This window comes from Nonomuraea sp. NPDC005650 (genome assembly GCF_040605375.1).
Lineage (GTDB): Bacteria > Actinomycetota > Actinomycetes > Streptosporangiales > Streptosporangiaceae > Nonomuraea.
The window spans coordinates 109,956-122,990 of sequence record NZ_JBEXCR010000017.1 but is presented as its reverse complement, the minus strand read 5'-3'; the positions used below and the strand labels follow the sequence as shown (position 1 = coordinate 122,990).

The window sequence follows — 13,035 nt, the reverse complement described above, 5'->3', positions numbered from 1 at the left end:
CATAGGATGTTCTATGCCCACCAATCGGACGGCGGGGCGTCGTGAGGACATTGAGCTGTTCTCGGTAAGCGATCGCGACTCACGGTGATCTTCAGATTGTCCGGTCGTTCTCGTGGTGGAGCACGATGAGGGCCGCGGCGGCGACGGCGGCGATCCGACGCGTGGACGTCGAGGAACCAGTCGCAGCATCACTACCGCCTGGGCGAGCAGCTCAGCGACCTGCGGCCTTCCAGGTGCGGCGCTGATGCCACTCGGCGTGCAGCAGCGTTCGTAGCGCTACGAGATGTGAGGTTCGAGGTCCGCCTGTTCCAACTCTGCGACGATGCGGTCAGCGCGGCGACGTAGCCGACGAGCTTCGCGCGGCTCGATGTGGGCCAGGAGTTGCAGCGCCATCACACGGAGGCGTAACAGGCCGGCGTCGCCGGCCCGTTCGATGGCGGCGCGGACGTGGCGGAGCGCGCGGTCGCGGTCGCCGAGTTTCCAGTGGCAGTACGCCAGTCCGTGATCACGCCGGAACAGCGCAAAGGAGGCGGGGCTGCGGGCGTCGATGGATCGATAGAGCCGCGCCGCTTGCGACAGGCGTGCCTCCGGCTGGGCGTGGATCAGGTGATACGCGCGCTGATCGGCCCAGCGCGCGTGGTAGCAGTCTCGCTCGCCGTCGGATGGCAGCAGTGCGATCTGCGACTGAGCCCGCGTGAGCACCTCGTCGGCGCGGGCCGCCTGCCCGGCGTCCATCTCGAGCCGGGCCTCGAGCAGCGCCGACTCGATCTGTGCGGCCAATTGTGTCGCGCCACTCGCGCGGACAAGCCGGAGCCGGGCGCCCTCGAGGTCTCCTCGGCGCAGCGCGACCGAGGCCAGGCCAAGGTGGATCCAGCATGCGGCCGACGACTCGGCGATCGGCGGCCGATCCCACAACCAGAGCTGCGCCTCGCGCAGTGACAGCGGCAGATCTGCGAAGCGGGAGTGGTACTGCCCCATCCAGCGTGCGGTGTGTTCGAGCGGGCGCGGCACGCCGAAGTAGTGCAGCAGCCAGCGCCCGTACTGCCCGCCGGGCGCGTTGCCTCGGGTCTTGAGGCGGCGCAGCCCGCGCTCGATCGTTCCCGGATCACACGGCAGCCCCACTGACGGGCCGGCGCGCCGGATGAGCATGTGGGTCAGCGCGGTCCACCCGCCATGCTCGCAGGTCAGTTGTTCGAGGTAGCGCTGCCATGTGCAGCCCATCGGGGAGATGTCGTTCACGGCCATGTCCGAAACCGTGTCCTGTCGCGCTCCCGGTGTCGATCAATACCGTGCTCGGTATGGAGACCTTCAAAGCCATGACCTACAACGTTCTCGCCCAGTCCTTTGCCCACCGCGATCGTTACCCCCGCTCCACTCCCGAGGCCCTCGACCCGACCCGTCGTCACGCCCTGCTGCTCGCCCGCATCGAAGAGTTCGACGCAGACCTGCTGTGCCTGCAGGAACTCGAGCCCGCAATCTACGATGGCCTACGCGCTCGCCTGGAAGCCACCCACCATATGGCCTACGTCCAGCGCAACCGGCGCCCCGACGGTATGGCCGTCTTCGCCCGGCGCTCGCTTTTCGGCTGGCTCGGACACGACGAACTGCACTTCGAGGCGCACCGTCCCGGCAACGACGACTTGGCGCTGATCGTCCGGCTCACCCTCGATGGTCAGCCGCTCCACGTCGCTTGCACACACCTGGCATGGCAACCTGAGTCGACGCCTCGCGCCGAGCATCTCGGCTACCGTCAGATGCTCGAGCTCGCCGCGTACCGCGACGCCAAGGCCCCAAACGCCACCTGGATCTTCGCTGGCGACTTCAACGCCATATCGCAGAGCATAGTGCTGGCGGCCGCGCTGGAGCGGGGGATGGACGAGAGCTGCCGGAGCCAACGGCCGTGGGACACCTGCGCCATCAACGGCCGACCGCGTAAGCTCGACTACCTGCTGTTCTCGACGGGACGACTGGAGCCGCGACCCGGTGTCCTGCCCAAGCTCTTTCGCGACACCGCGATGCCGTCGCTGACCGAACCCTCCGACCACCTGCCACTTCGCGTCGACTTCTCGCCGATCCCATGATCGGCCAGGCCTGCGATGGCACTCTTCGGGCACGCAAGGGTTGCACGGTGACGAAGTAAATGGCCGCCACATCAGTGATGCGCCTGGGCTCGCTACAGGCAGGGCGGCGCCTGCGTCGCATCGAAGGTCTTGACGTATCTTGTGTGACATTGAGCCGTTCTCAGCGAGTGAAGATCACGTTGTGTGATGCCGACATGGTCCAGTCATACTCGCGGTAGAGCAGGACGAGTGCAGCGCGGGTGATCTTGCCGATGCGCCATGGGTCGAGGCTGACCCGGCGCAGCGCTTCGAAGGTGACGGTGAGCAGGGCGTTTGCGCGTTCGCCGACGCCGCGCAGGCCGCGAAGCAGGTGGTTGTAGGTGTGCTGATCGTCGCTGAGCTTGCGGTCGTTCTTCTTCTTGACCGGGACCCGGACGACATCGGCGGCGCCCTCATAGCCCAGATCGGCCAGGGTCGGAAGGGTGGCGCGGACGGCGGCCAGAGTCGATCTCTAGACGAGACAACTTCTACCAGGGGCTCTACGCTTGCCGATCATCGGCTGCGGCACGTCAGGGCACGCGACGGCGCTACGCAGAGCGACTGGTCGTTACAGACAATGGCTCATTGACGCCGGGGGCGCTTGGCGGCAGTCGGGGTACGGTCCTGCTGCCTGTCCGGGTGGGCACGCCTTGCCGTGAGACGGCGCTGGACGTGCTCGTCGCCGTGGGTCTTGACGGCCTGTACGCGTACAGCGCAGCAGGCGAGTTCTATGCGCCCGGCGGAAGGACAGGCACGACCGCGTCAACGCGGCGAGGTGATGCGCTTCCTGGCCCGCGTCGCGGCTGTCGCCGCCCCGATGCCGCCCGGGCCGTACCACCCGCCGCCCGCCAAGACGCAGGCGCCGGCCGCTCCGTATCCGGTGATCCATCGTGAGGTTCCCGCGGCCATCGGGATCAAGGTGGCCGCAGTGGCACACGGCCGGCGTCGCCGGTTACGACTCGACGACCGTACGTCGCCCACTCGAATATCGCCGCCCTCAGCTCAGCCGGCGCCAGTTCGTGGCCCACCTCGGCGACTGGGCCGACACAGGCACCCGAGTCCGGTGGCCGTACGGCTAAGACCACTGGGCCGGGCACAGTTTGCCCGAGGACCATAGGACGTAGGACGTCCTCTGCCGCCCTCTGGTCCGTAAACACCGTCAAGGCGCGGCGATGGCGCCCCCGGGGCCCGAGAGCGCCATCGCCAAGCGGTTCGTGTCGCCTTAGCTGACCTGATCGAACGGCAGCCGCAGCCCCAGCCGCCCGCCGATCGGGAGGTTCCACTGCCGGATCAGGTCCAGCTCGGCGTCGGTGAGGGCGCGCCGGTAGAGGCGTACCTCGTCCAGCGACCCACGGAAGCGGTCCACGCCGTCGATCCGCTGTCCGATGTGGAGTCCCTCGACCCCGAACTCCTTGCCGAGGGTCACCGACCCGGCCGGCGCCGCCGCCGACGAGACCTGCACGCCGTCCACCAGGAGCCGGAGCTCGCCACGTACCCGCTGGAGCGCCACGAAGTGCCATTGTCCGTCGTTGTACGCGCTCGGCGACTGTACGGTCACGTTGAACCGGTCGACGGAGAGGACCGCCCGGATGCGGTTGCTGGCCGGCTCGGCCCGCAGCCACAGCGCCGGCGGGTTGGTGCCCCTGTTCACCCGGTGGAACCAGAGGATCGCGTGCGAGCCGGCCTGCTCCGAATACCGGATCCAGGAGGTCAGCGTGAAGTCCTTCGCTCCCAGGTCGATGGAGTCGTTGAACGGCACCTCCACCCGGTCGTCCACCCGGTCCAGGGCCAGCCCGTTGCCGAACCGCCCGTCAGTGGTCTGCGCACCGCCGCGGACATACGCCTGGTTGCGGTACGGCGAACTGTCCGGCGTCGTCGGGCCGGGCACTGGGGGAGCGGGGATGCCGGGCGGGGTGCCGTTCGGAGTCTCCAAGTACGCCTCGTTGAACCGCGCGAACCGGATCTGCTCGTACGGCGTGATGTTGCCGGCCTCGTACATCAGGGCCGCTTCGTCGCCGTCCAGACGCACCATGTCCGAGTACGCCGACGGCCCCCAGTAGAAGACCTTGCCCTCATCCCATGTCTCGAAGCGGCGACCCTCGTCGTAGGACGACCGGATCCCCATCGCCTCCCGGGCGCCCGGGTGCATCGGCGAGGAGAAGAGGATGCGCCCGTCGCTGAACCGCAGCAGCGCCGCCTGGACGTCGGTCGTCGCCAGCGCCGGCTTGGTGCGGAACGGGGCGTCCCACGTCTGGCCGCCGTCGCTGCTGGTCGCGTACGCCCGGCTGCCCTCGTCGGTGCCGCGCTCGCGGGCCGAGGCGTAGATCCGCCCGTCGGTCAGCTCGACGACGGTGACCTCCTGGGCGATGACCGTGCCGTCGTCGCGGGAGGTCTCGGCGCCGATGTTCCAGGTCACCCCGCTGTCGTCGCTGTAGAGCAGGTGCGTGCCGTAGACGTGCTTGCCGACCCGGTCCCAGCTCTCGAAACTCGCCCCGACGATGAGCCGGCCGGCGTGCGGGCCGAGCTTGAGCTGGATGCCGTGCATCGGGCCGGTGGCGTACCAGAAGTTCCACTCCGGACGCTTGCCCTCGGTCATCTCCCTGGCGGCGGACCAGGTCGCCCCGTGGTCGTCGCTGTACTGCACCCAGGGGTCGCGGTCACAGCCGTTCGGGCACGGCTCCGGACCGTTGTGGGTGCTGACCAGTACGACCCGCCCGGTGCGCTCGTCGACGATCGGCACCGGGTTGCCGTGGGTCGTGCCGTTGCCCTCCGAGATCACCTGCAGCGGTCCCCAGGTGCGCCCGCCGTCGGCGGAACGACGCAGCACCAGGTCGATGTCCTCGTCGTCGCCGCAGTCCTTCACCCGTCCCTCGGCGAACGCGAGGACCATGCCGTTCGTGGCCCGCACCACGGCGGGGATCCGGAAGCAGCCGTATCCGAAGTCGCCCTGTTTGTAGAGCACCTGCTCGTCCACGAACGGTGCGGCGTCGGCGGTCGCGCCGGGCTCGAAGGTTGCCGCCGGCGCCGCGCTCGCCGGCGCGCTGAACGCGCTGACGAGTAAGCCCGCAAGCACCACTACGGCGCCCGCCCGGCGGCGCCGGGAGCGGCGCCCGGTACGGCCCTCCGGGGGATGACCATCGTGCATGTCCTCGCCCTTCCTGACAGGAGAAGATTACGAGGGGACATCCTACGTCCAACGTCCCATGTTAAATAGATGGTGAACGTAGAATGTTTCACCAAAGGCGGGCGATTGTGTTGCCCTGCCTGTAAAGGCGCGTCCGGTGCAGGGCGGCTGGCCTGGCATCAAAACGGGGCAGGTCCACGCGGAGGGGCCGACCCTGCTCGGCTGCGCAACCGCTCGTACTGCGACACCAGAACGCGGTCCCGCGGGTGCGCTACGAACCCGCCGGCCGCCTCTCGCACCCGATACCCCGCCGTCAACGGGGCAAGATCTTTCCGACCAGAGCTGCTGACGCGATGAGGTGAGGCGTCGCCAGCAGATGAGCGCGCAGGCAAGCTTGAGGAAGGCCTCGTGGATGTCGCCCGGACTTCTCTGCGGACGCGCAGGCGGCGTGCGGCGGCTGTCCAAGCGACCGGTCGCGCCGGGAATGTCTATCGAAGGTGTGACGCGTCCGTGGGCTGGTCCGCGACAGGCTCGGCGCATGAACATCACACGCGTTCTGGCCGCGGCGGTCACGCTGGTGGCCCTCTGCCAGTCGCCCGCCACAGCCACTACCAGGGAAGGCGCTTTGAGCTGGGGCGACTGCCCGGGAGGTGGCGGCGCCATGGGCATGCGCTGCGCCACACTGCGGGTTCCGGTGAACTGGTCGAAGCCAGGCGGGCGCACGATCGAGCTCAAACTGGGCCGGCTGGCCGCCACCGGATCCCGCCCGGCCAAGGGGGCGGTGCTGGCGAACTTCGGTGCGGGCGCGCCGGGGATCGCCTACCTTCGCGACGTGCCGGGTGTGGTGGCCGCGTTCACGCAGCTCCGGCAGAGCATGGACATCGTCACCTGGGACCCACGCGGCTACACCAACGGCTACAGCACGCACCTGCCGTGCGAGATCAAGAGCAAGACCGATCCCGTACTGCCCAAAGACCAGGCGGGATTCGACAAGATCGCAGCCGGCAACCGGGCGGACGCCGCCCCGTGCCACGATCCCGACCCCGAGCTGTTCGACAGCATCGGCTCGCTCACGCACGCCCGCGACATGGAGGCGATCAGACGCGCCCTCGACGAGTCCAAGATCAACCTCTTCATGGGATCGTACGGCGGAGCCTTCGGGCAGGCGTACGCGCAGCTGTTTCCGAAGCGCATCCGGACCATGGTCCTGGACGGGACGGGCAACATGAGCGACCCGGAGAAGGAGAACGAGGCCCGGGCGCGAGACAGCGAGCGGCGGCTGCGGCGCTTCCTCGCGTGGTGCGCCGACGAACCCTCCTGCGTGTTGCGGGGCAAGGACGTACCGCGTCTGTGGCAGGCACTTGTGGCGCGGGCGGATCGCGTACCGCTCCAGCCGGGCGGCTTCGACGGCGTCAAACTGCAGGACTACCTGGGACAGGCGCTGATCTCGCAAGGACCCGAGCGGTGGCCGGCCATCGCCGAGGCCATCTCCGCCGCCGCTGGTGGCGACGCGTCCAAATTCGCCGCCTTTCCCGCCCAGGGTGGTCCGAACCCGGACATCATCGCCTGTCAGGACATGCCGCGACCTGCCGACTATGCTGCCCTGAAGGCTTCCACGAAACGGCTGCGCGCCGTCGCGCCCAACACCGGGACGGGCGGCACGACGGTGACCAGGCTTCGCTGCCTCGGCTATCCATCGCCGGTGACCTTCCCTACCGGGCCGCTGCCCGAGACCGTGCCGCCGCTGCTCGGCGTGGGCACCTGGGCCGACTTCCCGGGCACCGAGCGGGTCATCCGCCAGGTACGGGGAAGCGGGACGACCTACCATGACGGGCCGGGCCACGAGATCTACCTCTCGGGCAACGCCTGCGTCACGGCGAAGGTGAACGCGTACTTCGTCGACAAGATCCTCCCTGCTCCCGCCACCGCGTGCTGATGCCCGGGTTCGCCCTGACAGGTGGCTGTGGCCAGGCTGACCCGCATGCCACCTGAGCACAGCGGTCGGCTCCGGAAGTTCCGCCTGCCTGCAGGCACCCGTCGCCTCCTCCAGCCCACTCGCCTGCCGACAGACGGGAGTCGTCGCTCCCCTCAGCCCACCCGCCAGCCGACAGACGGGAGCCGTCGCACGCGAAAGCGGCCCCTGCCGGTGATCGCGGATGCCCTGCTGGCGCTCGCCGCCGCGGCCGCCATCTACGCGGCGGCGAGCTGGGAGCGGGCACTATGGGGCCTGACCGGGGCGAGCGGAGGAGCCAGCGCGCCGGCGTGCCAGGTGGGCCGGGCATAGGCATTCCACTGTTGCTGGCCGTCGTGGGTGCCTTCTCGGGCTGGGCGAGATCGCGCATACGGCTGGCTGACGAACGCCCGGCGCACTGCGGTGGACTTTGAACGTCAGTCCTCGCATAGCGGGGCCCACCTGACCGTCGCGGCGATCACGCTGATGAGCCGGAGACTCACTCGCGTCAAGCCCGCCCATGCCTGGACCGGGCATCGGGCCGACGCAGCCCAGGCGGGCTCGGAGGGTGACGTGTCAATGCGGGTGCCGGCACGCGTGATCGTGATCGAACCTAGTTCTACGATCACCCTTTCAGGCTCTTCAGAGCAGAGCCGGGGTCGTCGACGTAGAAGCGGATCGTGGTGATGTGCTCGCGACGGCCGAGGGGCCTGGTGACGGCGATCGGCCCGGCCAGGTTGATGATCAGGTTGGTCTGGGCGTCCACTCCCAGCGTGAGGTGGCCGTCCGCCACCTTGATCACACCGCGCGCGTCGTAGTTGCGGCTCACCTTGACTGAGGCGATGAGGTCGCGCGGGACGCGCAGATCGAAGTACGCGCCGTACCGGATGCGCAACTCCTCCGCGGTCACGACATGCGGCCGGGTGACACACGCCGCACCGAGGGCCAGCACGAACAGGAGTTGATAGACATCGGCCGCCATGACGACGGCGCGCAGGCCGGCCGGGGCGTCCGAGACCGCCAGCATCCACTCCAGGCCGATCGCCTGCACGACCACGGCGAACAGCAGCATCAGCAGCAGCGGCCGCTGATTCTTCGCATACGACAGGGCAGTGCCGCTCGGCGGCACCCCGTCCTGGCGTCGCCTGGCCCACAGGGCGAGGCTGGCCAGGTTCCTGGACTCCGCTTTCATGAGCATGCGCACCTGCAGCGGCACCAGAGCATCGGCGACCGTCCCCAGCGCGCCCAATGGCGCCGCGCCGGCTTCTCGAGCGGCCTTGAACAGCCGATACGCGTGCACATATCCCATGACGGACAATGGCGCGACCACCGCCGCAGCCACCAGTCCCGCGGGTGTGGGCGTCAAACGTCCAGCAGCCATCAATAAAGCGAGGAGCAGGTCCAAGCCCGCCACTGCCAGCAGGGTGTTACGGGGGAGGCTGAGCCGCATTCTCATTCCCTTCACCATCGGAGGAGCTATAAAGATCATAGACTTTGGCCATTGCTCGCCATGCAGGGCATCCCCGGGGCTGGCAATAATCATCTGCCACGTGCGGTTTCAGCGCGTTTTCAGGCGAAATTCAGTGGCCGCCGATAAATTGTTTTGGCGCGTGTCCGTGATTGGCGGCCGGCGCTGTGAGGGCTGCCGCACGGTACGTTCGGCTTCGCGCCCTTCACGCATCGCGTCGCGGGCCGCTTCACAGCAGAATTGCCGCCGGGCCCAGGGCGACGCGGAGCGGCCCGTCTCCCGCACCTCCGCCAACCAGAACGATGCGGTGCGAACGGTTTCCGGCGTTTTGACAGCGGCGCCCACTATCGTCCGGCCCGATCGGAGAGCGCATCGCGCCGCGGGGTGCCTCCCGCAGTGTCCTGCAACGGCCCGCCCCAACCGCATCGGGGAGTACGTCCTCAAGGTGCTGCTGTGCTGCTGTGCTGCGTGAAGTCGGTGGTCGGGTGCTCTCACCTCGCTGGAGTTTGGGGGGTCCATGCCGTCGAAAGGGGCGATGCGCGCAACGCGGCCCGGATTGACCACCGTGACAATCCTTGCGAAGGCACCAAGGGCCAGGAAATCCGCTGATCCAGTTCGTGGATGCTGGGTCAAACGATTGGCGACTCACGGCCAACGACACCTGGCCGCAACGTGCATACCGTAACCGCATGATCATCTCTAAGGCTCGCCTGGCCACGACGCTCACGGCACTCGTTCTGGCCTCCGGTGCCGCGCTGGCCACCGCTCCCGCAGTCGGCGCCACCACCACGGATGAGGTCGCCGCGGCCGCTGTCGTCTGTCCTTACAAGACGTTGCGGCCGACCCAGCGCTACCTGTCCGCCACGGGCACCACCTTCAGCGGCTCCTGGGCCAGAGGCGCAACGCTTAATGTCTACCAGGGCTCCGCGTCGAACGGCCGGCTGGGGACCACCTCCGGGTACTGGGTGAAGTCGGCCGATGTGACCAGTGCCGGCCAGTGCCGATACTGATGTTCTGCTCGGTAGGCCCCTGCCCTTCTGCGGGCGGGGGCCTACCTCCCCACTGTGAGGGCTTGACGATGCGACTGGGGTGAACCGCGCCGAGTTTGACGGTGTCCGGGTCGGCGACATGGTTCCGCACTGTGAACTGGGATCAGGGTGGCGGCTGCGACCGTCGCGAAGTGCTGTTGTCGCATGTCTACCGGTTGGTGAGCTGCTGGCCGTGCTGGGCCGCTCTGGTCTGTCCAAGGACGTTGAGCTCCCGCTGGGTAACCATGTGATCGCGATGCGTGTTAGCCTCTTGGCGGCTTTTGTCCCCAAACGTAAGGCAATAAGGACTATGCGGAAGAAACTGGTAGCCGCTGCACTGATGACGGGAATCGTGGGCACGCTCGTAAGCGGCGTACCCGCGGCCAGTGCAGCCACCAGCGCCGACGCGAAGCTGAGGTGTGTCACCCACACGACGTGGGTCAAGGGCAACACGCGCTACCTGAAGGTGAGGAACGGCTGTGCCAGGACCGTCAAGGTCAATCTGATCCAGACCGGGCCCGACTCCGGCTACAAGCCGATCAACGTCGGGAAGACGCGCACCTGGGAAGGGGGCAGTGCGCGCAAGCCCTGCGGCCTCAGGGTCTACTACAAGGGCACGCGCTACTACAACAAGCTCTGGGACCCGAAGTGGGGCATTTGCTAACCAGAAGCTCGGCGGGCCGCCCGGGAACTCCGCGTCGGCCGCTGGTTTGACGCTCTCCGCCGGAAACGGATGATCGGATCTCGTCATCATCCAGAGGACCCGAGGGACCTGGCCCTGCGACGGTCCGGCAACCTGCCCTGATGGGAAAGGTGCCACTGCCAGGATCGATGAGATGAGGTCCGATGAGCGTACGGCTCGAAGTTCCCATGCTCCACGGCCCTTTGCCCGGCTCGAACCGATGGCAGGACGGCGAGCCTTCTGCGATCCGCCGGCCGAGCCGGGCGCGCGATCACGGCACATCCGACCGGACCGGCCACCACATGTCCCGGCTGCACCCAGTCGCAGATCAAGGGCTCGCGACCGTCGAGGTCTCCGATCCGGTCCGCTTCGCCCGAGGCTGATCGCGGCTCGGCAGGCGTGATGTGATCGCCTTCGAGGCGCGGAAGGCGCTGAAGCAGTCGGACCTGGCTGTGGCCGCGGCGGTTTCGTCACCCTGCCGGAGCAGGCCGACATCCTGGGCTTGGAAGCGGGCCAGCGCGTGCGGCCACTGGTGAACACCGTACGCGGCCCGGCCGACGATTTCTCTCCGATTCCCGCCCGTTCGGGAGCATGGAAGCGGCTGCATGATCATGACCCCGGAAACTCTTCGACGCTTTCTGACGGTTGCCTCGACGCAGAGCCGATCACTACTCTGAAAGGAGCGTGCGAGGGCGCTGCCAGTCCGCGGGCAGGGATTTTCCCACCTCGAGCAGCACGTCAACGCACTGGACAAGACCAACCTCTTTCCGGCCGGGCAAGCGGACCTCGGCGATGAAGGAGGTTGCCATGTCCGATCGTCATTTCGAGCTGCCGGCCCATCCGAACCTGGACTACTACCGCAAGCAGGCCAAGCACCTGCATCACGCGTACGCGGAGGGCGATGCGGCAGCCGAAGCCCGGGTTGCCGACGTGCTGGGCGATCGAGCCGCCGAACGGTTCTTGCTCAGCGACGCCCAGTTCGTGCTGGCGCAGGAACACGGATTCCGGACCTGGGCCGAGTTTCGCGCCCACGTCGAAAACCGCAGTACCACCGAAGAACGGCCGGTCTCCCGCCTCATGGGGGTCAGGCCGGGCATCTACGCCTCGATGGCCGACGCCCTCCTCGTCGAGTTGCGCCGCGGCGATCCCGGCGCGCTGCGACGGTTGCGGGCCTACGTGCCCCGGCACGCCACCGCGACCCCCGCCGCGACCCCCGCCGCGACCGCCGAGCTTCGCGACGCGCGGCTGATCATCGCGCGGGAGCTCGGCTTCCCGACCTGGCGGGAGCTCGTGTCGTTCACCGAGAAATCCCTGCGCGATCTCGACGAACGTCGCGAGAAGCGGCGGCAACTGCACCGCGAGGCCGAAGCCCTGCTGGCCGGCGACACGGATCGGCTGGCCGGTCTGACCGCTGAGCAGGCCGAGACCCTGCTGCACATGCTCGCGGGCCCCGAGCTGATCCCCGGTGTCCGGCTCCAGCAGGAGCTCGGCGTGCCGCGCGCCTCGGTCGATGTCCTGCTCGGCAAGGCCACGAACCTGGATCTCCCGCTCACCTGGGCTGCCCGCTCCAACCGGGTCGAATACGTACGCCTGCTGCTCGACGCCGGCGCCGACCCTGGCATCCGGAAATGGGGCATCACCCCGCTGGAGGACGCCATCTACCACGACAACACGGAGGTCGTCGACCTGCTCGCCGAGCGCGGAATCGTCCCGCAGGCGCTCTGGACGTATGCCGCCTGCGGCCGGCTGGATCTGGTGCGGGCCTGTTTCGACGAGGACGGCAGGCTCCGGCCGGACGCCGCGTCGGCGCGCCCCGACCTCGCCGACACCGGCGCAGGCTTTCCCTCTCGGCTGCCGCCGACCGATGATCCGGAGGAGATCGTGGGGGAGGCGTTCGTCCATGCCTGCCAGCACGGCCGGTTCGAGGTCGTGCGCTGGTTCCTCGACCGCGGCGTCCATCCCGACGTCGCGCCCTATCTCGGGCGGACCGGCCTGCACTGGGCGATCCCGGGCGGTCGTCTCCAGGTGATCCGCCTGCTCCTGGAACGCGGTGCCGACCCATCCATTCGCGACGATCTCCTCCAAATCGACGCCGACGGCTGGCTGCACATAGCCTTCGCCGCTCGCCCGCACGATCCCGTGGCTCAGCAGCTCCACGATTTGATCGAGTCTCGAACGCGCTGAGTTGCCGCTGCAGGTCCGGGCTGCCCAAGCCGCGATCAACCCGTAGTACCCGCAGTCGACGCCGCCGCCCTGGAGTCCGAGGCAGGGCTGGTTTCTGGAGACCCTCGTTCATGAGCTCACGCAGCACGGCGACGTGCCGCATCGGGTCAGGATCGCCGTGGCGCCGCTGTTGTCCAGCACGTCGTGTTCGTCGGCTTGCCTCGCCGCGTACGATGCCGGCGTTGGTGACCTGATCCGCGCGTACCAGATCAACGCCCTCGGTACAGATCCACACGCGCAGCAGCGCTGTCGCTTCGCGCAGTGCGGTGCCGGCGGTCGCGATCGCCTTGGGCGCCGACCGCTCTACGTTGGCGAGCGCGGCGGCCGGGCGCTCGCGCTCGCCCGGTTTCAGAGCGGCGTCGCCGAGCTGACGCGCCAGGAGTTCGAGGTACGCGGCGAAACGCCGGTATCCGCTCCGCAGAGACCTCCGGAAAGACGAGCGAGGTTAAGAATTCTTGAC

At 68.3% G+C, this 13,035-nt stretch carries 9 protein-coding genes, 1 pseudogene and 1 riboswitch; of the genes and pseudogenes, 6 read left to right on the top strand and 4 right to left on the bottom strand.

The features are described 5' to 3' along the window. Positions 1-276: 276 nt before the first annotated feature. Positions 277-1,245, bottom strand: coding sequence for a hypothetical protein (locus ABZS69_RS28720; RefSeq protein WP_355377980.1), 969 nt, complete (start codon positions 1,243-1,245; stop codon positions 277-279). Between the two features lie 53 nt (positions 1,246-1,298). On the opposite strand from ABZS69_RS28720, the gene ABZS69_RS28715 reads away from it, so the two are divergent. Next, positions 1,299-2,081 (top strand): endonuclease/exonuclease/phosphatase family protein, encoded by a 783-nt coding sequence (locus ABZS69_RS28715; protein ID WP_355377979.1) that lies wholly within the window; start codon positions 1,299-1,301, stop codon positions 2,079-2,081. 160 nt (positions 2,082-2,241) lie between these two features. Here ABZS69_RS28715 and ABZS69_RS28710 read toward each other — a convergent pair. Both ABZS69_RS28710 and ABZS69_RS28705 read right to left on the bottom strand, forming a co-directional pair. Beyond that, a pseudogene (locus tag ABZS69_RS28710) lies at positions 2,242-2,535 on the bottom strand (transposase family protein); the annotation flags it as partial. A 786-nt stretch (positions 2,536-3,321) separates the two neighbouring features. Next, positions 3,322-5,244, bottom strand: a complete 1,923-nt coding sequence (locus tag ABZS69_RS28705) for a sialidase family protein (protein WP_355377977.1) — start codon at positions 5,242-5,244, stop codon at positions 3,322-3,324. A gap of 517 nt (positions 5,245-5,761) precedes the next feature. Between ABZS69_RS28705 and ABZS69_RS28700 the strand changes: the two genes are divergently transcribed. Together ABZS69_RS28700 and ABZS69_RS28695 are read left to right on the top strand one after the other, a co-directional pair. Continuing rightward, the gene (locus tag ABZS69_RS28700; RefSeq protein ID WP_355377975.1) at positions 5,762-7,159 is read left to right on the top strand and encodes an alpha/beta fold hydrolase; all 1,398 of its coding nucleotides are present in this window, start codon (positions 5,762-5,764) and stop codon (positions 7,157-7,159) included. 210 nt (positions 7,160-7,369) lie between these two features. Then, positions 7,370-7,507 (top strand): hypothetical protein, encoded by a 138-nt coding sequence (locus tag ABZS69_RS28695; RefSeq protein WP_355377973.1) that lies wholly within the window; start codon positions 7,370-7,372, stop codon positions 7,505-7,507. A 292-nt stretch (positions 7,508-7,799) separates the two neighbouring features. Here ABZS69_RS28695 and ABZS69_RS28690 read toward each other — a convergent pair whose 3' ends face one another. Beyond that, positions 7,800-8,624, bottom strand: a complete 825-nt coding sequence (locus ABZS69_RS28690) for a hypothetical protein (protein ID WP_355377971.1) — start codon at positions 8,622-8,624, stop codon at positions 7,800-7,802. 707 nt (positions 8,625-9,331) lie between these two features. Here ABZS69_RS28690 and ABZS69_RS28685 point away from each other — a divergent pair. The 3 genes from ABZS69_RS28685 to ABZS69_RS28675 all read left to right on the top strand — a co-directional run bounded on the left by ABZS69_RS28685 (position 9,332) and on the right by ABZS69_RS28675 (position 12,536). Further along, a complete protein-coding gene (locus tag ABZS69_RS28685; RefSeq protein ID WP_355377969.1) occupies positions 9,332-9,652 on the top strand; it encodes a hypothetical protein in 321 nt (106 codons plus the stop codon). 79 nt (positions 9,653-9,731) lie between these two features. Beyond that, a complete protein-coding gene (locus ABZS69_RS28680) occupies positions 9,732-10,334 on the top strand; it encodes a hypothetical protein (RefSeq protein ID WP_355377967.1) in 603 nt (200 codons plus the stop codon). Between the two features lie 83 nt (positions 10,335-10,417). Further along, positions 10,418-10,507: riboswitch (SAM riboswitch) on the top strand. A gap of 652 nt (positions 10,508-11,159) precedes the next feature. Next, positions 11,160-12,536 (top strand): ankyrin repeat domain-containing protein, encoded by a 1,377-nt coding sequence (locus ABZS69_RS28675; RefSeq protein WP_355377966.1) that lies wholly within the window; start codon positions 11,160-11,162, stop codon positions 12,534-12,536. Positions 12,537-13,035: the final 499 nt, after the last annotated feature.

Coding starts and splice junctions, on each gene's coding strand:
- ABZS69_RS28720 (WP_355377980.1), bottom strand. CDS start 1,245: ATGGCCGTGAACGACATCTCCCCGATGGGCTGCACATGGCAGCGCTAC.
- ABZS69_RS28715 (WP_355377979.1), top strand. CDS start 1,299: ATGGAGACCTTCAAAGCCATGACCTACAACGTTCTCGCCCAGTCCTTT.
- ABZS69_RS28705 (WP_355377977.1), bottom strand. CDS start 5,244: ATGCACGATGGTCATCCCCCGGAGGGCCGTACCGGGCGCCGCTCCCGG.
- ABZS69_RS28700 (WP_355377975.1), top strand. CDS start 5,762: ATGAACATCACACGCGTTCTGGCCGCGGCGGTCACGCTGGTGGCCCTC.
- ABZS69_RS28690 (WP_355377971.1), bottom strand. CDS start 8,624: ATGCGGCTCAGCCTCCCCCGTAACACCCTGCTGGCAGTGGCGGGCTTG.
- ABZS69_RS28685 (WP_355377969.1), top strand. CDS start 9,332: ATGATCATCTCTAAGGCTCGCCTGGCCACGACGCTCACGGCACTCGTT.
- ABZS69_RS28675 (WP_355377966.1), top strand. CDS start 11,160: ATGTCCGATCGTCATTTCGAGCTGCCGGCCCATCCGAACCTGGACTAC.